Origin of the sequence: Campylobacter sp. US50a, from assembly GCF_004379015.1 — a bacterium.
Lineage (GTDB): Bacteria > Campylobacterota > Campylobacteria > Campylobacterales > Campylobacteraceae > Campylobacter_D > Campylobacter_D jejuni.
In genome coordinates, this window is the sequence record NZ_RYYJ01000001.1 from 12,134 (window position 1) to 31,071 (window position 18,938).

The window sequence follows — 18,938 nt, forward strand, 5'->3', positions numbered from 1 at the left end:
TAATAATAATATAATTGATCTTTAGCTACAATATTTTTTATAAATTATTTAAAAAGAGGAATAAAAATGCAAAGAAGAGACTTTCTTAATGGCATGGCCTTAGCTGTCGTTGCCGGCATGACACCCTTACAATTACTCTATGGAAAAGATAGCAAAATTGAAGACTTTACAAAAGAATATTATCCTCCCAATCTACTTGGATTAAGAGGTAGTAATAATAAAAGCTATAAATACGCTCACATGCTAAGAGATGGAAATAAATTTGGTTTTAGCAGTATAAAACCTAAAGAAAATTATGATTTAGTAATCGTTGGAGCTGGAATCAGTGGGCTAGCTGCAGCTTGTTTTTATCAACAAAAATTTGGGGGGAATAAAAAAATTTTAATTCTTGACAATCATGATGATTTTGGAGGACATGCTAGACGCAATGAAATACAACTTGATGAAGGAACCATTTTAAGTTACGGAGGAAGTGAAAGTTTTCAATCCCCAAAAGCACTTTATTCTAAAGAAGTAATCGAACTCTTAAAATCACTTGGAGTCAGTATAGATGAATTAGCAAAACGATTTGATGTAAATTTTTACCCAGATTTAAAATTAAGCAGAGGGGTATATTTTTCAAAAGAAAATTTTGGTGTTGATAAAGTTGTCAATGGAAATCCTAGAAAAGTTATTTGCGATGATATCCCAGATTCTAAAAATAATGGAAAAAGTATTGAAAATTTTATTAAAGATTTTCCTATGACTTCTAAAGATAAAAGAGAGTTAATATCTCTTTTTAAAAGCAATAAAGATTATCTCAAAGGTTTAAGCAAAGAGGAAAAAGAAGAATATATGGCTAAAACAAGTTATAAAAAATTCTTAGAAGAAAAAGTAAAATTATCCCAAAAAGCCATAACATTTTTTGAGGGAATGACGGATGATTTTTTAGCTTTAGGTATAGATGCAATCTCTTGTGAGGATGCAAGAATTTCTTTTTTACCTGGGTTTGATAAATTAGGACTTGATCCTATCGAAGGAGAAGCTTTGGCCGAAATGGAAGAACCTTACATTTATCATTGTGCCGATGGAAATGCTACAGTAGCAAGATTAATGGTAAGAAAGCTGATTCCTACAGTGTCACAAAAAGGTAAAGATATGGACGATATCACCTTAGCCCATTTTGATTACTCAAAACTTGATGACCCTAATAATAAAGTTCGTTTACGATTAAATAGCACTGTTATTCATGTAGAAAATACAAAAAATGGAACCTTAATAAGCTATATCAATCAAGGAAAAAAATATAGAATTAAAGCAAAAAGTGTTGTAATGGCTAATTATAACAGTATGATTCCTTATATTATCCCTAGTTTACCTAAAGAACAAAAAGAAGCCTTAAGTAAAAATGTAAAAACATCTCTACTTCACACCAAAGTAATTATAAGCAATTGGGAACCATTTATTAAACTAGGGGTTCATGAAATTTATTCACCGAAAATGCCTTACGCTAGAACAAAACTTGATTATCCGGTTGATATGGGTGGCTATCATCATCCAAGAGATCCAAAAAAACCTATATGTATTCATATGGTTTGCTCTCCTTTAGCTCTAGCCAATATTCAAGGTATTGATCTTGAAGGGCTTGATGCAAGAGATAGAGCCAGAGTAGGTAGAAATCTATTATTTACGATGAGTTTTGAAGAACATGAAAAAATCATTAGGGAACAACTTCAAGGAATGTTGGGATCTGCAGGTTTTAACCACGAAAAAGATATATTAGCAATTGTTGTAAATCGCTGGGGGCATTGTTACTCCTATACAGAAAATAGTCTTTATGATGATCCTAAAATTGCAGAGCAAACCAGGCTTATAGCTAGAAAACCTTTTGGCAATATTGTTATAGCTAATTCAGATTCAGATTGGTCAGCTTATATGCATTCAGCTATCGACCAAGCTTATCGCGCTATTAATGAGATCAAGGCTTAGATTTTCTAAGCCTTAAAGAATTAAGTACCACAGCAACAGAACTAAAACACATTGCAAGTGCTGCTATATGAGGACTTAAAGTGATAAAAGGTATAAATCCTGCTGCGATAGGAATGCAAAGTACATTATAAATAAAAGCCCAAAAAAGATTTAGCTTAATAATACTGCGTGTTTTTTTAGCAAGTTTAAAACATTTAAAAATCGCTGATAAATCATCTTTTATCAAGATAAAATCTCCTGTTTTTTTTGCAAGTTCATTTGCCTTTGAAAAACTCATACTCACGCTTGCAGCAGATAAAGCCGCCGCATCATTGATCCCATCTCCTACAAAAAGAGTTTTTTTAAATTTTTGAATGATTTGTAGTTTTTCTTCACTCTTAAGTTGGGCATGAAATTCGTCTATTTGTAATTCTTTAGCTATTTTTTCTACATTTTTTATATGATCACCACTTAAAATAAAAGTTTTAAGATTTTGCTTTTTTAAATTTAACACAAGCTCTTTAGCCCCATCTTTTAAAGCATTGCTTAACAAAACACCACCTAAACACTTTTTATTCTTAGCAAAATACACCCTAACATATTCTTTAAAAGAATCAAAAAAGATATCGCTTTCTTTTGTGTCAACTTCATTTTTGTGCAAAAACTCCGCGCTACCTACAAGATAAATATTATTATCTTCTTTATATTTTATACCAGAACCCACAATCACTCTTCCCTCGCCCTTTAAATCAAAAATTTGATCTTTATGCAAAGCCTTGGCTATAGGATGAGAGCTTAAACTTTCAATTTGACATAATTTATCAAAATCATCTTTAGAAAGATTGTGCTTAAAAATACTCAAATTTTCCTTTGTTAATGTACCTGTTTTATCAAAAAAAGCGTACTTAACTAAGGCTAATTTTTCTAAAGCAGCAGGATTTTTAATAAGAATGAAATTTTTTGCCGCATTTGCACTTGCCACAACCAAAGCTATAGGCGTTGCAAGCCCTAAAGCACAAGGACAAGAAATCAAAAGCACAGCACAAGCGTGTAAAAAAGCTGTATTTAAATCCGCTTTTACCGCCCAAAAAACAAAAACTAAAAAAGCAAAAAATATTATACCCCCTACAAAGTATTTAGAAATTTGATCTGCTAAATTTGCCAAAGGACTTTTGATATTTCCTGCTTCAAAAACTAGATTTTTGATTTGTTCTAAAGTACTATCCATAGCCTTTTTGTTTGCTTTGATCCTTAAAGCGCCATTTAAAACTACTGCTCCTGCTTGAACTTCATCGCCTTCTTTTTTTAAAACAGGCAAAAACTCTCCATTTAAAAAACTCATATCAAGCTCTGCGCTCCCTAAAAGCACTACTCCATCTGCAACAATGCTTTCTCCTTCTTTTACCAAAAGCACATCGCCACTTTTGACAAAAGAACTTGGAATTTCTTTAATACTTTCATCTTCAAGCAAAATTTTTGTCTTTTTTGTATCTATATTTTCCAAAATTCTTTGATAATCTTGTGCTTTAAATTTAGCTTTACTTTCAAGATATTTTCCTAAAAGCACAAAGGAAATAATCATCATTGCACCACTAAAATACAAATCTTCTTCTTTAAAAATTTGCAAATACACTAAAAAAGAATACACAAAAGCACTCAAAGTCCCTAAAGCTACAAGGGTATTCATATCTAAATTTTTACTTTTAAGTCCTAAAAAAGCATGAGAAAAAAAATCTCTCCCGCAATAAAATATCCCAAAAAAACTCAAAGCCATTTGGATATTTTGCGAAAAAGAAGTTTTAACAAACATTTCAAAATACATAATAATCACACTCAAAACTATACTTAAAAGCAAATTTTTTCTTAATTCTAAGTGTTTTTTTGCCTTGTATGCGTTCAAGCTTTGTTCATCTTCTAAAATTTCAAAGCCTAAATTTTTAATTTTTGCGATGATATCTTTGCGTTTTTCTTGATCTTCAAGTAAAAAAACTCCGCTAGAATTCACATAAGAAACACTAGCATCTTTAACACCATCAATTTTTTTACAAGCTCTTTCTATAGCGTTAGAACAATTAACGCAAGTCATTTTACCTATTTTTATACGCAATTCTTCCATTATAAACGCTCTATGATTTCAAAACCTAAATCTTGAAATTCTTTTGTAAAATTTGATACTTGATTTTCTTCTAAATTTAAACTTAAAATTTTTTGCTCCAAATCTACTTCTATATTACCAAATTCATCTTCAAGAGAATTTTTGATCAAATTTACACAATTCATACAATTAACATTTTTTACTTTAAATTTCATTTTCACTCCTTATAGGATGTATGGTAATGTGCCCGATTTCAAATTCATGTAGTAATTTATGGGATAAATCCTGAGATAGTTTTTCAAATTCCTTTAGATCGCAAACTTTCACTTTTAAATGCATAGAAGCTACTAGCATTTTATTGGTGATTTGAGTAATATGCAAATCCACCACCTCATCCACACTAGGATTTAAAAGTAAAACTTGTCTTACTTTTTCTATATCCACAGGAGAACTTTCAAGTAAGACATTAGCGCTTTGTTTAAGCAAGATAATTGCCCATCTTAAAAGTAAGATTGATAATACAATAGCTAAAATCGTATCTATATAAACAATACCACTGAAATACACCGCTATCCCACCTATAATAACCACTAAAGAACCCAATAAATCACTCATCATATGTAAAAAAGCGGACTTCATATTGACATTTTCTAAATTTGCACCCTTAAACATCATCAAAGCATTAATCCCATTTACCAAAAAGCCCAAAATAGCTACAATTATCATGGTTTTAGCGTCAATTTCTTTTGGATTAATAAATTTTTCTATAGCCTCATAAATGATAAATAAAGCCGATAAAATAATGGTTAAAGCATTGACAAAAGCCACTAAAACTTCAAGACGAAAGTACCCAAAGGTCTTTTGATGATCTTGCCATTTTTCTACAGCTATGATGGCTAAAAAACTAAGAGCTAAGGCAAAAACATCAGAAAACATATGCAAAGTATCGCTTAAAAGTGCCAAAGAATTTGAAAGGATTGAATAAATAAATTGCACAAGCATCATAGAAAAAGTCATTAAAAGAGAAATTTTTAAAATCTTTTTATCCATACTCCTTGCATCAGCATGGGAATGATGATGTTCATGAGAATGTTCTTCGTGATTATGATGACAAGATTTGTTAGCTAAAGGCTCGTGTGATAAAAATTTATACATTTTATATCCTTTTTGCTTGACATTTTAAGATATTAAGCTAAAAAGAATATAAATATTTGTTATTCTTATAAAAATTAAAAGTCAAAAAGTTCGCCTAACCAACTTTCTTTCTTTTTCTTTTTATAGTAATCATTGTGCTGATGATAAGCTGAGTTATTATATCTTGACTCTTGTCTTGAAGCTTGGTTAAAATTTGCTGTATTAGGGACACTGCGTTCTATGATTTTGTCAAGTTCTCCACGATCAAGCCAAACGCCACGACATTTTGGACAATAATCAATCTCAACTCCACTCCTATCGCTCATAACCAAATCCACATTGCAAACTGGACATAACATACAATACCGCCTTTTTTTAAATTTTTGATTTAAAATTATAAAAAGAAATACTAAACAATTTTACAACAAGTTTTAATGTTTTTTTGCATGTCTAGTCATCATAAAACTTTGTTCAAAAAATATAAGCAAAGTAACACTCACTCCTATAGCTAGAGCCAAAGTCACAGAAACAGTTGTAAAAAAATAATCAAAAAATTGAACCAAAAATTCAGACTTAGCCTTCAAATCATCACTGCGTATAAAAGAAATAAGATACAAAATCGCTTTATAAGCATAAATTCCAGGTATCATAGGAATAAGAGCAGGAAAAGCGATAATTTCAGCAGGGGTTTTAATGATTTTTGCTAGAACAATTCCTAAACATCCTATGCAAAATGAAGCAACAAAAGTTGCGATTGCTAAAGTTTGAAAATGAAAATATTCCACCAAGGTAAAACGAAGCCCATGTGCAATTGCTGCTAAAAGAGCAGATAAAATAAGGGTTTTTAAAGGTGGATTGCAAGCATAAGCAAAGCCAAATCCCGCCACAGCAGCAAAAAACATATCTCTTAAAATAAATTCAATCATCTTAAAATCCCAAAATCCGAAATACTAAGCGTCATGTAAATTCCAAGTGCTATACAACAAATCAAAATAGCCACGCTGATAATACGACTAAGCCCCATTAAAATATGATCTTTTAATATATCAATCACAGAATTTATAAAAAATACCCCTGGTATAAGATATAAAATACTAGAACCCAAAGCCACATCAGAAGTATTGGTATATCCCATATCCAGTCCAAAAAATACAAACCACGATGAGATAAAAGAACAAAGGATGTATTGAATTCTTAAATCAATCTTTGCTTTAGTTAAAATATATCTTAACAACAATCCCACGAAAGTTGCAAAAAACACCAAATTTCCAGCGCCAAAATCACCGCCAAAAAGCCTACAAAAAGCCGAATTTGCCATAGAAACAAATAAAAGATTAAGCAAATAAGAATGCTTTTTTTGTTGAGAAATTTGCCCAAAAACGACTTTTGCTTTTTCAAGATCGTATTTGTGATCATATATAGCCCAGCTTAAAGCACTTAAATCAAAAATAAGTTTAAAATTAACATGGGCATGATGATTGGGTATGACATAAGTTCTTTGAATGGAGTTATCATCCATATCTACAACATTTAAAGTAATATGATGAAAAAAGAAATTGATATTTATCTCATAGCCATAAACCTCGGCTATTCTTCCTACGCATTTTGCCACCCTAGCTGTATAAGTTCCAGCACCTAGCAAAGTTTTAGTATATATGATTAAAAAATTAGTTAATCTTTGTATATCAGGTTTTTCCATATTTTGATCATCTTTAACTTGAATTTATTACAATTATAGCAAATTTGAAAATAATAAAGAAAAAAATATTTATAATTTAAATCATTTATTAAAAGGCTTTTTGATTTTGATATAAATTAAACTTGCTAAAATCACAAAAACAATTATAATGATTAAAATTTGAGTTAAATAAGTTTTAATCAACTCTTCATTTTGTCCTATATAATAACCCAAAAATACAAGTATAGCCACCCAAATAGCACTACCAAGTGCAGTAAAAAGTATAAAATTTACAAGTTTCATTTTTACCAAACCTGCAGGCATAGAGATGTACTGACGAATTCCTGGTAAAAGACGACAAGTAAAGGTTGAAAATTCCCCGTGTTTGTTAAAAAATTCTTCAAATTTAGCAAATTTGGCTTCATTTATACCAAAATACCTGCCCCATTTTAATACAAAATTTTTACCCCAAAAAAAGCAAATATAGTAATTAATCAAAGCCCCTAAAACAGAACCTAAAGTCCCGCTAAGTATACAAAGAGTGATATCAAGTTCGCCTTTATGTGCCAAATATCCAGCAGGTATCATAACAACTTCACTTGGAAAAGGTATAAAACAACTCTCTAAGGTCATTAAGATAATAATACCCAAATACCCCCAAGCACTAGCCGTCTCAACAATAAAAGAAATGATTTCTTGCATATTAGCCTTATTTGAAGAAATTTTAAAAAATTGTAGCTTAAAAGATTAAACAGTAAAAAGCGGTTTTATACCGCTTTTTTTATTTACCTGCAACCGAAACTTGATTTGGATTGTCCGCTGCACGAGCGATCATACACTCTTTTAAAACAGCAGCATCAGCTGGATCGCTAACTTTTTTATTAATCCAGCGTTCAACTTGTTTCATTGTTTTTGACTCTGGCTCTGGAGCTTCGTATTTTGCCATCAAACTTGCACAATCAGCCAAAGCAATGATAGGTAATAAACTTGCAAAAAGTATTTTTCTCATCTTTTGCTCCTTAGAATTTTACATTATACATTAACATGATATTATCAGCTCTTGCTTTATCTTTTTTCGCTCCACCAAATGGTAAGCCACGATTACCCCATTTATTTTGGATATTGGTATAGCTTAAGCGTAAGAATTGATATCTATCAAGTTGATAAATCACATAAACATCGTGAGCCGTTCCTCTTGTCATTCTTATATTAAGTGGATCATTGATACTTGGACGGCTCATAGTATACCAGTATCTACTTCCCCAGAAGAACTCATATCCTACTTTTAAAGCCTTGGTAAAATCATAGCGTCCACCTACATGCACAGCATAGCCATCTTCTTCATTGAAATTTAATTGAGACTGTACACCAGGAATTGCACTTAGAGTATGTGCGTTTGCTCCGTTAGAATACCCTAAAGATACAAAATAATTAAAATTTGTTCCAAAAGCTTTGTAATTTTCAAAATGAATATTTGCTAAAGTTAAATCCCCAAGATTATAAACACCTTGATTTAATAAAACCATTTGCCCTAAATTAATGCTAGGCAATGGTAATGCAAAATCAGTCATATGAGCCACATTGAAGATAATAAGATTATCTCCCATACCTTCTATAGGAAGCTCTCCTTCTACTGCAGCATAATAAAGATTTGCATCAGCATCTTTTTGATCGCTCATCCAGTCTCTTACTTTGCCTTCTTCATCCCATTGATAAGTTTTACCATAAGCTGCACGGATAGCTATCTTATGATCTTGCAAATTTTCAGGCTTATAAGTGATCACTGCTGCATCACCTAGAGCATTAATCGCTAAGGCTGGATAAGTGGATTGTCTTAAAGCATTGTTTCTAAGATTACTTCCTGGGCCATCGGTTCCTGGCTGTCTTCCTATAGTTGCAATCCACTCAGGCGTGATATAGTAGTCAAGATAAGCTCTATCTACATAAAGTACAGGCCCACTTGTTCTTGTGTTTCTTCCTGCATCTAAGTCATAAGGAGTACCACTCCAACCCATTTGAGACCAGTTTTTAGCCATAGATAAACGACCATAGAATTTGGTTTTATCATTAATATCAGCATTCATATTTAAATGAAGCTCATTCATCCATTTGTTATTAGCACTATAATCTTGTCCGCTAACTTTATAGTTTGTATTTGAAACCGCTGTTGAAAACTCAAGTCCAAATTTAACCTTGCTTAAAGCAGCTTGAAATTCTGTTTCATCAGCTCTATCATTAAGATCAGCAAGTTCAGCTTTTACAGCTTCATTTTGCTTAGCTTGAGCTTCCCTTTCTTTTCTGATTTGTGCAAGTTCAGCTTGAATTTGTGCAAGCTGTTTTTGAAGCTTGGTTATTTCATCATCTGTATTTTTAGCAAAAAGTGAAGATGAAAGAAGACAAGCACTTAAAATAAGTGAAAACTTAGTTTTCATAATCATAACTCCTTGTAATTTTGTTACATTTCACTGAAATAAAATTATAATTATAGAAAAAAAAGCTTTAAAAAAAATTATGTGTTAATTATTTTTAGCTAGTCAAATTTTATGACTAGCTTTACATTATAAGATTTAAATTTAATTACAAAATTTTTATATCTAAAATTTTATCTCCTTGGCGTATAGAGTCTAAAACTTCCAAACTTTCTTCATCTTTTGGATCAATTTGCCCAAAAACAGTATGAACCCCATCTAAATGAGCTTGAGGGCTATGACAAATGAAAAATTGGGATCCACCCGTATCGCGTCCTGCATGCGCCATAGATAAGGTTCCACGCTCATGCTTATGTTCTTGATCATCACATTCACAAATGATTTCATATCCAGGCCCACCTATACCATTGCCGTGTGGACAACCCCCTTGTATGACAAAATTTGGAATCACACGATGAAAATTTAAATCTTTATAAAATCCTTCAATAGCCAAAGTAGCAAAATTACAAACCGTTTGTGGAGCCTCATCACCAAAAAGTTTTAGCTTCATTGTACCTTTTTCAGTTTCTATAAGAGCAAATTTGTATTCATTTACTTTGCTTGTGTCGATTGTTTTTATCATATTTTTCTCCTTAATCTATATTTGTATAAACAGCTTGAACATCATCATCATCTTCTAACTTATCTAAAAGTTTTTCTATATCACTAAGCTGTTCTTCGCTAAAGCTTACAGGATTGTTTGGTATATACTCAAGTCCTGCTTTTTTAAGAACTAAACCCTTAGTTTCTATAGCAGAGCTTAGCTCACCAAAAGCAGTATAATCACCGCTAATTACTAACTCTTCTTCATTTTGTTCTAATTCTTCAAGCCCTGCATCGATCAAATCAAGTTCTAATTCTTCTAAATCCCCTGCAAATTTTTCAAGATGAAAAACCGCTTTTCTTGTAAACATAAAGCCTAAAGATCCATTTTGTAAAACTTCTCCACCATTCTTGCTAAAAATAGCTTTTACATTGGCCACGGTGCGTGTAGGGTTATCACTCATACATTCAACTATAACCAAAGCTCCATGTGCAGCTTTTCCTTCATAATGAATGTTTTTAATATCTGCGCTATCTTTTCCGCTCGCACGCTTAATAGCCGCATCTATATTATCTTTTGGCATATTATTTGCTTTTGCTGTAGCTATAGCACTTCTTAATTTTGGATTCATATCAGGATCAGTGCCACCTTCTTTAGCAGCTACTTGTATGGCTTTAGCAAGCTTAGGAAAAAGCTTGCTCATTTTATCCCATCTAGCCTCTTTAGAAGCTCTTCGGTATTCAAATGCTCGTCCCATAAATTCTCACTTTCTTTAAAGATTTTCAAACTTAAAAGTATAAACTAAAAAGGCTAATTAAAGCTTTAAATGGTATGATTTTACCACTTATTTTAGGAGAAGTTTTTGAATATCGCAAAAAAAGAACTTTTTGTTGCTTGGTTTTTCTTGATTGTTGCTATTGTATTTGAAGTTTTAGGTACTAGTTTTTTAAAAATGGAAAATCAAATTTTAGGCTATATATTTATGGCTTTATTTATAGCTTTTTCTTATTTTTTTATGGGCAAAGCGATTAAAAAAATTCAAGTAGGCATAGCCTATGCTGTATGGGAACTTTTAGGGATTATTCTTATACTTTTAGTTTCTTTTATAGTTTTTAAAGAGAGTTTAACCTTAACTCAAATTCTAGGCATTGTTCTTTCTATCGTTGGAATTATCATGATTAATATAGGCGAGGTTAAAGAATAATGTATATTTTTATCATTGTTTTATCAGCATTGTTAGATATCATAGCAAATTTATTGCTAAAAAAATCAGATGGTTTTAAGCATAAAATTTGGGGCTTGGCTGCGATTGTCAATGCTATACTTGCTTTTTTTCTACTTTCTTTTTCTTTAAAATACGTTCCTTTAAGCATAGCTTACTCAACTTGGGGTGCTATAGGCATCATAGGAACTTGTCTTGGTGGATGGATTTTATATAAAGAAAAATTAAACAAAATAGGAATTTTAGGCATCATTATCGTAATAATAGCAGTATTTTTACTAAATTATTAAAACAGCAAAATGCTGTTTTAATGTTCCATTTTGTTTTTCGCTTCAATACCCATTAAAGAAAATGCGGTTTTAATACTAAGAGCAACCAAAGAAAATAATTTAAGTAAATCATTTTCATTTGCAGAGCCTATAACTTTATTTTCATTGTAGAATTTATGAAAATTTGCAGCTAAATTTTTAAGATAATCAGGAATTTTTTGCAAAGCTCTAGCCTCAAAAGCATCATTTAAAATAGCTTTTAAATTCAAAGCTTCAAAAAGTAAATTTACACCATCTTGATTTAAACTTTGCAAATCAGCTCCCATTACATCATCGATTGTTTTACCAGCTTTAGCAAACACTTGATGAATTCTAGCGTGTGCGTAGTTGATATAATACACAGGATTAGAGCTATCTTCTTTTTGCAAATCACTAATATCAAATTCCAAATGAGTATCGCACTTTTTACTCAAAAAGATATAACGCAAAGCATCACTTCCTATTTCATCAATCACATCGCTCATCAAGATAAAATTTCCTGCTCTTTTACTCATTTTATAAGGCTCTCCATCTTTAAGCAAGGAAACCATTTGTGCTAAAATAATCTCAAGATTATTAGAGTCAAATCCCAAAAACTCCATCGCAGCTTTCATTCTAGGGATATAACCATGATGATCTGCTCCCCAGATATTAATACACTTGCCATAACCACGACTCATTTTATCCTTATGATAAACAATATCTGCTGCCAAATAAGTCCCGCGTCCATCTTCACGGATAATTACCCTATCTTTTTCATCGCCTTTTTGCGAAGAAGCAAGCCAAATTTTACCTTCTTGCTCGTAAATTCCTTTATGTTTTTTTAAAGATTCTAAAGTTGCATTTAAAGCGTCATAATACGATCTCTCGCTTACATAGCTGTCAATTTTAATCTTTGCTTGTTCTAAATTTTGTTTAATCAAAACAAGCATTTTATCTTTTGCCCAATCAGCTAAACTAGGGATATTTTCTTCACTAAAAAATTCTTTACCAAATTTTTCAAAAGCTTCTTTTGCCAAATCTGCTATATACTCGCCTTTGTAATATTGCTCTGGATATTCAACATTTTCATGAAGTATATTTTCTTTCACACTTAGTAAAATAGAAAGCCCTAGTAAATAAATTTGATTACCCGCATCATTGACATAGTATTCTGTATCAAATTTATAGCCCAAATGTCTTGCAAGTCTTGTTAAGGTGTCTCCAAAAACAGCGCCTCTTGCATGTCCTATGTGTAAAGGTCCGGTAGGATTTGCACTCACATATTCAAGCAAAAAACTTTCTTGTTTTTTTTCTCCTTTAGTAAAATCATTTGGATTTGCTAAAGCTTGATTTGCAAGTTCATTTAAAAAAGTTTTGGAAATTCTAAAATTTAAATACCCATTTACAGCTTCAACCGATTCAAAGCAATCATGATTTTGAAATTTGCTCGCTAAGTCGCTAGCGATCAACATAGGAGATTTTTTTAATTCCTTAGCCAGTGAAAAAGCCAAAGGGGTAGCAAAATGTGCCAAATTTTTATCCTTTGGATTTTCAAGTGTAAAATCACACTCTAAAATCTTTTTAATTTCATTAAAAATAATACTTTTCAAAAGACTAAACCTTAAGCTTTTTTTGTTTCGTCTATACTTGCATCAGCATTTGTATTATTAGTTGTGTTTTTGTTTTCTTCTATTTTTTGAGTATTTTTTGCTACTTCATCATCATTATTCATTTCATCTTTAAAAGTTTTAATACCTTTGCCTAAACCCTTTGCAAGTTCTGGAATTTTTTTTGCTCCAAAAAGCAATACAACAATCAATAAAATAATCAACCAATGACTTGGACTTGACCAACCACCCATTTTATTCTCCTTCATTCCAAATATTTTGAATTTGTCCTAGATTCTGCCCTTTGGTTCTAAATTTATGGGCGATTAAAATCGCTCGCAATGCTTCATAACTTTGCTTTAGCTCATCATTAATGATAAGATAATCATACTCGCTAAGCTCTTTCATTTCATTACTAGCGTTTTGTAATCTTTTTTCTAGTTGTATTATTGTATCAGTATTTCGCTTAATAAGTCTTTTTTTTAGCTCATCTTTATTTTTTGTAGTAATAAAAACAGAAACAATCTTATCAGCCATTTTTTTTCTGGCTATTTTAAATCCTTGCACATCAATATCAAAAACAACTATTTTTCCATTATCTAAAGCATCTTGAGTGTGCTTTAAAGAAGTGCCATAAAAATTTTCATGCACCTTAGCCCATTCTAAAAAATGATCACCATCTATACCTTTTTGAAATTCTTCATGGGATATAAAATGATAATGTATTCCATTTTTTTCACCCTCTCTTGGTTTGCGAGTTGTTGAAGAAATAGAAAAATAAAGCTCATCTTCAAATTCATCAAAAAGTTTTTTTAAAAGAGTTGATTTTCCAGCTCCACTAGGACCTGAAATCAACAAAATAAAACCTTGCAATTTTAATCCTCTTTAAAACTAATGTTTATATTTATATTCATATTCATACCCTTAAGAGCAGCTTTTAAGGTATCATCTTTAATACTTGAAGTGATCGCTCCTACTATACTTTGGCTAAGCTCATTAACTATCTCTTCGCTATTATCATCTTTAGTTACATTACTTACTATAGGCTCTTCATTTTTTTCTACAATTTCCTCTCCAAGAGCTTCTTGTATATCACTTTCTTTCAATGCATCAAAATCACTTATATTTAAATTTGGCACAACCACTTCCTCTTCATTTGTTCCTAATTCTTTATCGTCTAAAATTGGCTCATCTTTAAAATCTTCTAAAATCTTGCTACTATTATCACTATCAATACCATAATCAAGCTCATCAAGTTGAGCTAGTTCTTCTTTGATTTGATCTTGAGTGCTCAAATTTGAAATAAAATCATCCATTTCATCTTGAACATCTTCTTCCACAACGGGAGCAAACTCCTCTAAATTTTCCTCTGATTCTTCATTATCTTTTGCTTGACCTAAAAATTCAGCATCCTCAGGAATATCATCAAAATCCATTTCTTTTTCTTGCTCTTCGACCATAGGAAGATCATCAAAGTCGCTTATATTAGCTTGTAATTCTTTGTTATCTTCTAAATCTTCATCATTTTTATCATCTAGTTCATCTAAACTAGGCTCAGTATCCAAAGCTGTATGTTCTTGGCTTAAGTCTTCTTTTTCGCTTCCGCCATCTTCCAAAGTTAAATCTAAATCAGTTTGAATGTCTTCTTGATTCTGTTCTTTAGTTGTTTCTTGTTCTAAATTTTCATCTTCTAAATTTTGAGTTTCTAAAGTTTCGTTTGCATTATCATCTTGAGATTCGTTAAGCTCTTCTTGCATTTCTAATGTATTTGCTTTAGAATCGTTTAATAATTCTTGCTTTTTTATTTCTTCATTTTTGTCATCTTCTTTGATTTCTAAATCTTCATCATTTTTATCATCTAGTTCATCTAAACTAGGCTCAGTATCCAAAGCTGTATGTTCTTGGCTTAAGTCTTCTTTTTCGCTTCCGCCATCTTCCAAAGTTAAATCTAAATCAGTTTGAATGTCTTCTTGAGTCTGTTCTTTAGTTGCTTCTTGTTCTAAATTTTCATCTTCTAAATTTTGAGTTTCTAAAGTTTCGTTTGCATTATCATCTTGCGCATCATCATCAAAACTCAAATCTTCCATTCCATCTGAATTTATATCTAAAGAATTTTCATCAGGCAAATCATCTAAATTTAAATTATCTAAATCCAAGCTTATATCAGCATAAGGATTTTCATCATTGCTTAACATTGGCAAATCAATAGATGTATGTTTGTTTGTATCTTTATTATTAAGTAAATTTAAAAAATCTGTAGGTAAAAAAGGTTTTTGTAAAATTTGCGCATCTATATCTTCTACATTTTGGTTTCGCGGAGCTAAAAAAATCAATCTATCACATTTTTCTTTAAGAATTTTTAAAGGTGCTGGAGTATCGCTATCTACAACAATCACATCATAATTACCCAAATTTTCACTATAAGCATTAAGTTCTTCAAAATCATAAGACATTTTTTTAGCACTAAGGCTTACAAGTCTTGAAACTACAGGGTTTTCATTTAAAAGTAAAATTTTCATCACTTTAATCCTTGAAAAATAATCACTATTTTACGATAATTTCATTTATCCTTTCCTTAGGAGAAAAAAAGAGTTTGCATATGAGTAAAAAGTTCTAAAATTAAATTTTTAAAATATTGCATCATAACTAATAAAATAGCGATCAAAACTACAAAGCCTAAAGCTATCTTTATAGGATAGCCAATAACTAAAAGATTAAATTGTGGCATTGTTTTCATCAAAAGTCCAAAAATAACATCGGCTAAAAGTGAAATTCCAAGTATGGGAAAGCTCATAGTAAAACCTATGATGAAAATATTAAACATACCCATATTTAAATAATGCATTAAATTCTCATGCGGATAAAATCCACCTAAACTAATATAACCTAAAGAATGACTTAAAAACAAAAGCATTAAATGATGACCATCAAAAGCAAGAAAAAACATCAAAGCAAGCAAATTTAAAATTTGTGCCGTAATAGGCATACTCGTTCCAGAACTTGGATCTAATATACTTGCCATAGTAAATCCCATAGTAAAAGCAATCTGCTCACCTGCCATCATAATAATAGCAAAAATAATTTGAAGCATTAATCCTGCTATCATTCCAAAAATCACTTCACTAATAAGCTGTAAAACAAAAAAACTATCTAAATGCAAAGATTCTAATCTAGCCAAAGGATATAAATACATAGTCAAAAATAAAACTATAGTACTTTTTATCACCATAGGGATAGAATTATGTGAAAAAAAAGGAAAAAAAACTATAAGACCACTCATTCTAGCAAGAAGCAACATAAAAGTTACAACATTTTTATCGCCTAAATAATTAACAAATTCCATTGGCGTTTATAGTATAAGTTTTATCACAAAAACTTGCAAGCTTACTATCGTGAGTTACAAAAAATAAAGCTGCATCATTTTCTTTAACATAGGAAATTAAAAGTTCGATAACATTTTTAGCATTATCAAAATCCAAATTTCCAGTTGCTTCATCAGCAAAAATAATCTTTGGTTTTTTACAAAGCACGCGCGCGATACTCACACGCTGTTGTTGTCCGCCGCTAAGCTTTCCTATTTTTTGATGTAAAAGCGTATCAATACCTAATCTTTTTAAAATTTTCTCATCTAAATTTTGACCCGATAAAACACTAGCAAGTTCGATATTTTCTAAAGCTGAAAAACCTTTAAAAAGATAATGTGTCTGAAAAATAATACCAAAATCATAACGGCGAATTTTTAATCTTTCGTTTTCATCTATCTGATAAAGACTAGAACCTTTAAAAAAAACTTCACCTTTTTTTGGAATTAATAAAGAAGAAAGTATATGCAAAAGAGTAGATTTGCCACAACCGCTACTCCCTTGAATAGCAATGCAATCTTTAGTATTTAAAGCAAGATTTAAACCCTCAAAAAGCGGATAATCAAAACTATGGCTTAAATTTTCCGCTCTTAAGAGTTCCATTTTTAACCGTTTTTAAAGTTGTGCAGCAACTTCAGCCGCAAAATCTTCAGTTTTCTTTTCTAAACCTTCGCCAACTTCAAAGCAAATAAATTCGACAATTTTAATTTTTCCGCCAAATTCTTTTTCTTTTTCGGCAATTACTTGTTCTACGGTTTTTTTATCATCCATTACATAAAACTGACCCATTAAAGTAAGTTTGCTATCAAGTTGAGAATTATCTGCTATAAAGCTATTCATTTTACCTGGGATAATATTGTCCCAAATTTTTTCAGGTTTACCTTGAGCTTTAAGCTCTTCTTTGATTTTTTCTTCAGCTTCTTTTAAAATTGCATCGCTTAATTGTTTGCGACTTGCAAATTGAGGAATTTTATGTTCAGGTTTATTTGGATCTTTAAGTCTGCGTCTTTCTTCATTTTCTTTTTCAAGTTCAGCAACCAAAGCTTTGTATTCATTTTCAACAAAAGTCATATCCAAATCTTCATAACTTAAATAACTTGGTCTCATTGCTGCAATATGCATACAAATTTGTCTTAACAAATCTCTTGATTTTGAAGCCACTTCAGCGCTATCGCAAGCTGCAGCGATCACAACACCAACACGGCCATTTGTATGGATATAACCATTTACAACGCCGTTAGCACCTGCTTTTAAAGTTGCAAATCTTCTTACAACTAAGTTTTCTCCTATAGTTGCAATTTGACTTTTTAAATATTCTTCAAATTTTACGCCATTGATTGTGCTTGAATGAAGTTCTTCCACACTTTGTAAGCTATTACTTTGAATATGAGCTGTAGTATCTTTTGTTAAAGCGATAAACTGATCATTTTTTGCCACAAAATCTGTTTCGGAATTAATCTCGCTTACAGTTGCGCTTGTAAAATCATCGCTTACTTTTACACTTACTAAACCTTCTGCAGCAAGTCTGTCTGCTTTTTTAGCAGCCTTACCTAAACCTTTTTCTCTTAAAAGTTGTACTGCTTTATCAAAATCTCCATTAGTTTCACTCAAAGCATTTTTACAATCCATCATCCCCGCACCTGTACTTTCGCGGAGTTCTTTTACCATTGCAGCAGTGATTTCAGCCATTATTCTTGCTCCTCACCGAAGTCTTCTTCGCTCATCGCTTCATCTAAAACTTCTTTTTTCTCTTCATCGGTGATTTCTTTTTCTTCATTTGCTAAAGCTTCACCATCTTGTTCTCTTAAAGCTTTTCCTTCATTAATCGCTTCAGCCATTTCTTGACAGAAAAGTTGCACTGAACGAATTGCATCATCATTTCCTGGAATAGGATAAGTTACCAAATCAGGATCGCAGTTTGTATCTAGTGGAGCTACAACAGGAATTCTTAATCTATTTGCTTCTTGAACAGCAATTTTTTCTTTTACTGTGTCAACAACAAAAATCATATCAGGTTGAGTTTTCATATAACGAATTCCACCTAAATAAGCTAATAATTTTTCTTTTTTTCTTGTAAGCATTAAAGCTTCTTTTTTAGTTAAAAGCTTAATACTTCCATCTTCTTCCATTTTTTCAATTACTTCTAATTTTCTAATTGATTGGCGAATAGTACCAAAATTTGTCATCATACCGCCAAGCCATCTATGATTTACATAAGGCATACCGCATTTTTCAGCGTATTCTTTAATCGCTCCACCTGCTTGTTTTTTTGTTCCAACAAAAAGTATAGTTTTTCCTTCGGCAGCAGCGTCACGAACGATATTATAGGTATATCTAAAATATCTTAAAGTTTTTTGTAAATCAATTACATAAATACCTTTTCTCTCGCCAAAAATGAATTTTTTCATCTTTGGATTCCAGCGTCTTGTTTGGTGTCCAAAATGCACACCGCATTCTAATAAATCTCTCATACTAACCATGAGTTTCTCCTTATAAATTTAGCTTTATTCCTCCACATCCCTTAATTTACACAAGCTAAAAAGGATTGATGTGTGTGAAATGAAGCTAAGATTCTATCAAATTTAAGTTTA

At 31.3% G+C, this 18,938-nt stretch carries 22 protein-coding genes; 3 read left to right on the forward strand and 19 right to left on the reverse strand.

Going from position 1 to position 18,938, the window contains the following annotated elements:
• Window positions 1-66 precede the first annotated feature (66 nt).
• Complete coding sequence (locus ELQ11_RS00070; protein ID WP_079755050.1) at window positions 67-1,968, forward strand: NAD(P)/FAD-dependent oxidoreductase; 1,902 nt, start codon at window positions 67-69, stop codon at window positions 1,966-1,968.
• Here ELQ11_RS00070 and copA read toward each other — a convergent pair.
• The 11 genes from copA to ELQ11_RS00125 all read right to left on the reverse strand — a co-directional run bounded on the left by copA (window position 1,958) and on the right by ELQ11_RS00125 (window position 10,623).
• Window positions 1,958-4,063: a copper-translocating P-type ATPase CopA gene (gene copA, locus ELQ11_RS00075; RefSeq protein WP_072223533.1), complete on the reverse strand. Its 2,106-nt coding sequence runs from the start codon at window positions 4,061-4,063 to the stop codon at window positions 1,958-1,960. The two genes, ELQ11_RS00070 and copA, sit on opposite strands and share 11 nt — an antisense overlap.
• On the reverse strand, window positions 4,063-4,257 hold the full coding sequence (locus ELQ11_RS00080) for a cation transporter (RefSeq protein WP_002870481.1): 195 nt from the start codon (window positions 4,255-4,257) through the stop codon (window positions 4,063-4,065). Before ELQ11_RS00080 ends, copA begins: the two co-directional genes overlap by 1 nt.
• Window positions 4,247-5,197 (reverse strand): CDF family cation-efflux transporter CzcD, encoded by a 951-nt coding sequence (gene czcD / locus ELQ11_RS00085; protein ID WP_070261264.1) that lies wholly within the window; start codon window positions 5,195-5,197, stop codon window positions 4,247-4,249. Before czcD ends, ELQ11_RS00080 begins: the two co-directional genes overlap by 11 nt.
• A 74-nt stretch (window positions 5,198-5,271) precedes the next feature.
• On the reverse strand, window positions 5,272-5,535 hold the full coding sequence (locus ELQ11_RS00090; protein WP_002870479.1) for a zf-TFIIB domain-containing protein: 264 nt from the start codon (window positions 5,533-5,535) through the stop codon (window positions 5,272-5,274).
• Between the two features lie 72 nt (window positions 5,536-5,607).
• Window positions 5,608-6,102, reverse strand: coding sequence for a threonine/serine exporter family protein (locus tag ELQ11_RS00095; RefSeq protein WP_002831613.1), 495 nt, complete (start codon window positions 6,100-6,102; stop codon window positions 5,608-5,610).
• Window positions 6,099-6,875, reverse strand: a complete 777-nt coding sequence (locus ELQ11_RS00100; protein WP_002852826.1) for a threonine/serine exporter ThrE family protein — start codon at window positions 6,873-6,875, stop codon at window positions 6,099-6,101. The genes ELQ11_RS00095 and ELQ11_RS00100 overlap by 4 nt, the downstream gene beginning before the upstream one ends.
• An 81-nt stretch (window positions 6,876-6,956) precedes the next feature.
• Window positions 6,957-7,556 (reverse strand): DedA family protein, encoded by a 600-nt coding sequence (locus ELQ11_RS00105; RefSeq protein WP_070288301.1) that lies wholly within the window; start codon window positions 7,554-7,556, stop codon window positions 6,957-6,959.
• Window positions 7,557-7,635: 79 nt separating this feature from the next.
• Window positions 7,636-7,863: a hypothetical protein gene (locus ELQ11_RS00110; protein WP_002822505.1), complete on the reverse strand. Its 228-nt coding sequence runs from the start codon at window positions 7,861-7,863 to the stop codon at window positions 7,636-7,638.
• A gap of 10 nt (window positions 7,864-7,873) precedes the next feature.
• The gene (locus tag ELQ11_RS00115; RefSeq protein ID WP_134225065.1) at window positions 7,874-9,286 is read right to left on the reverse strand and encodes a DUF3373 family protein; all 1,413 of its coding nucleotides are present in this window, start codon (window positions 9,284-9,286) and stop codon (window positions 7,874-7,876) included.
• A gap of 145 nt (window positions 9,287-9,431) precedes the next feature.
• Window positions 9,432-9,905 carry a peptidylprolyl isomerase gene (locus tag ELQ11_RS00120; RefSeq protein WP_070274780.1) on the reverse strand — a complete coding sequence of 158 codons (474 nt, stop codon included), beginning with the start codon at window positions 9,903-9,905 and terminating at the stop codon, window positions 9,432-9,434.
• 10 nt (window positions 9,906-9,915) lie between these two features.
• The gene (locus tag ELQ11_RS00125) at window positions 9,916-10,623 is read right to left on the reverse strand and encodes a YebC/PmpR family DNA-binding transcriptional regulator (protein ID WP_002787769.1); all 708 of its coding nucleotides are present in this window, start codon (window positions 10,621-10,623) and stop codon (window positions 9,916-9,918) included.
• Window positions 10,624-10,728: 105 nt separating this feature from the next.
• Here ELQ11_RS00125 and ELQ11_RS00130 point away from each other — a divergent pair, with 105 nt between their 5' ends.
• Together ELQ11_RS00130 and ELQ11_RS00135 are read left to right on the forward strand one after the other, a co-directional pair.
• Window positions 10,729-11,070: a multidrug efflux SMR transporter gene (locus ELQ11_RS00130; RefSeq protein WP_002861885.1), complete on the forward strand. Its 342-nt coding sequence runs from the start codon at window positions 10,729-10,731 to the stop codon at window positions 11,068-11,070.
• A complete protein-coding gene (locus ELQ11_RS00135; RefSeq protein ID WP_002870473.1) occupies window positions 11,070-11,378 on the forward strand; it encodes a multidrug efflux SMR transporter in 309 nt (102 codons plus the stop codon). The genes ELQ11_RS00130 and ELQ11_RS00135 overlap by 1 nt, the downstream gene beginning before the upstream one ends.
• Window positions 11,379-11,395: 17 nt before the next feature.
• Here ELQ11_RS00135 and argS read toward each other — a convergent pair whose 3' ends face one another.
• Genes argS through rpsB form a run of 8 tightly spaced genes read right to left on the reverse strand, consistent with a single transcriptional unit; the run spans window position 11,396 to window position 18,827 of the window.
• Window positions 11,396-12,988 (reverse strand): arginine--tRNA ligase, encoded by a 1,593-nt coding sequence (gene argS, locus ELQ11_RS00140; RefSeq protein WP_126229202.1) that lies wholly within the window; start codon window positions 12,986-12,988, stop codon window positions 11,396-11,398.
• Window positions 12,989-12,999: 11 nt separating this feature from the next.
• Window positions 13,000-13,239: a twin-arginine translocase TatA/TatE family subunit gene (locus ELQ11_RS00145; protein ID WP_002852866.1), complete on the reverse strand. Its 240-nt coding sequence runs from the start codon at window positions 13,237-13,239 to the stop codon at window positions 13,000-13,002.
• Between the two features lies 1 nt (window position 13,240).
• Window positions 13,241-13,858, reverse strand: a complete 618-nt coding sequence (gene gmk / locus ELQ11_RS00150) for a guanylate kinase (RefSeq protein ID WP_134225066.1) — start codon at window positions 13,856-13,858, stop codon at window positions 13,241-13,243.
• Window positions 13,859-13,860: 2 nt separating this feature from the next.
• The gene (locus ELQ11_RS00155; protein ID WP_134225067.1) at window positions 13,861-15,504 is read right to left on the reverse strand and encodes a highly acidic protein; all 1,644 of its coding nucleotides are present in this window, start codon (window positions 15,502-15,504) and stop codon (window positions 13,861-13,863) included.
• A 56-nt stretch (window positions 15,505-15,560) separates the two neighbouring features.
• Complete coding sequence (gene fliR, locus ELQ11_RS00160) at window positions 15,561-16,328, reverse strand: flagellar biosynthetic protein FliR (protein ID WP_002859266.1); 768 nt, start codon at window positions 16,326-16,328, stop codon at window positions 15,561-15,563.
• On the reverse strand, window positions 16,315-16,950 hold the full coding sequence (locus ELQ11_RS00165; RefSeq protein ID WP_002870701.1) for an ABC transporter ATP-binding protein: 636 nt from the start codon (window positions 16,948-16,950) through the stop codon (window positions 16,315-16,317). The genes fliR and ELQ11_RS00165 overlap by 14 nt, the downstream gene beginning before the upstream one ends.
• A 12-nt stretch (window positions 16,951-16,962) precedes the next feature.
• Window positions 16,963-18,036: a translation elongation factor Ts gene (gene tsf / locus ELQ11_RS00170; RefSeq protein WP_002852901.1), complete on the reverse strand. Its 1,074-nt coding sequence runs from the start codon at window positions 18,034-18,036 to the stop codon at window positions 16,963-16,965.
• Entirely contained in the window at window positions 18,036-18,827 is a 792-nt protein-coding gene (gene rpsB, locus ELQ11_RS00175; RefSeq protein ID WP_002870699.1) for a 30S ribosomal protein S2, read from the reverse strand. The genes tsf and rpsB overlap by 1 nt, the downstream gene beginning before the upstream one ends.
• Between the last annotated feature and the right edge of the window lie 111 nt (window positions 18,828-18,938).

Excerpts from the sequence above, each read along its gene's own strand:
- ELQ11_RS00100 (WP_002852826.1), bottom strand. The coding sequence starts at position 6,875 with ATGGAAAAACCTGATATACAAAGATTAACTAATTTTTTAATCATATAT.
- ELQ11_RS00135 (WP_002870473.1), top strand. The coding sequence starts at position 11,070 with ATGTATATTTTTATCATTGTTTTATCAGCATTGTTAGATATCATAGCA.
- ELQ11_RS00155 (WP_134225067.1), bottom strand. The coding sequence starts at position 15,504 with ATGAAAATTTTACTTTTAAATGAAAACCCTGTAGTTTCAAGACTTGTA.
- ELQ11_RS00120 (WP_070274780.1), bottom strand. The coding sequence starts at position 9,905 with ATGATAAAAACAATCGACACAAGCAAAGTAAATGAATACAAATTTGCT.
- ELQ11_RS00090 (WP_002870479.1), bottom strand. The coding sequence starts at position 5,535 with ATGTTATGTCCAGTTTGCAATGTGGATTTGGTTATGAGCGATAGGAGT.
- ELQ11_RS00110 (WP_002822505.1), bottom strand. The coding sequence starts at position 7,863 with ATGAGAAAAATACTTTTTGCAAGTTTATTACCTATCATTGCTTTGGCT.
- ELQ11_RS00105 (WP_070288301.1), bottom strand. The coding sequence starts at position 7,556 with ATGCAAGAAATCATTTCTTTTATTGTTGAGACGGCTAGTGCTTGGGGG.
- czcD (WP_070261264.1), bottom strand. The coding sequence starts at position 5,197 with ATGTATAAATTTTTATCACACGAGCCTTTAGCTAACAAATCTTGTCAT.
- ELQ11_RS00145 (WP_002852866.1), bottom strand. The coding sequence starts at position 13,239 with ATGGGTGGTTGGTCAAGTCCAAGTCATTGGTTGATTATTTTATTGATT.
- fliR (WP_002859266.1), bottom strand. The coding sequence starts at position 16,328 with ATGGAATTTGTTAATTATTTAGGCGATAAAAATGTTGTAACTTTTATG.
- ELQ11_RS00070 (WP_079755050.1), top strand. The coding sequence starts at position 67 with ATGCAAAGAAGAGACTTTCTTAATGGCATGGCCTTAGCTGTCGTTGCC.
- ELQ11_RS00095 (WP_002831613.1), bottom strand. The coding sequence starts at position 6,102 with ATGATTGAATTTATTTTAAGAGATATGTTTTTTGCTGCTGTGGCGGGA.
- ELQ11_RS00165 (WP_002870701.1), bottom strand. The coding sequence starts at position 16,950 with ATGGAACTCTTAAGAGCGGAAAATTTAAGCCATAGTTTTGATTATCCG.
- copA (WP_072223533.1), bottom strand. The coding sequence starts at position 4,063 with ATGGAAGAATTGCGTATAAAAATAGGTAAAATGACTTGCGTTAATTGT.
- rpsB (WP_002870699.1), bottom strand. The coding sequence starts at position 18,827 with ATGGTTAGTATGAGAGATTTATTAGAATGCGGTGTGCATTTTGGACAC.
- tsf (WP_002852901.1), bottom strand. The coding sequence starts at position 18,036 with ATGGCTGAAATCACTGCTGCAATGGTAAAAGAACTCCGCGAAAGTACA.
- ELQ11_RS00080 (WP_002870481.1), bottom strand. The coding sequence starts at position 4,257 with ATGAAATTTAAAGTAAAAAATGTTAATTGTATGAATTGTGTAAATTTG.
- ELQ11_RS00115 (WP_134225065.1), bottom strand. The coding sequence starts at position 9,286 with ATGAAAACTAAGTTTTCACTTATTTTAAGTGCTTGTCTTCTTTCATCT.
- ELQ11_RS00125 (WP_002787769.1), bottom strand. The coding sequence starts at position 10,623 with ATGGGACGAGCATTTGAATACCGAAGAGCTTCTAAAGAGGCTAGATGG.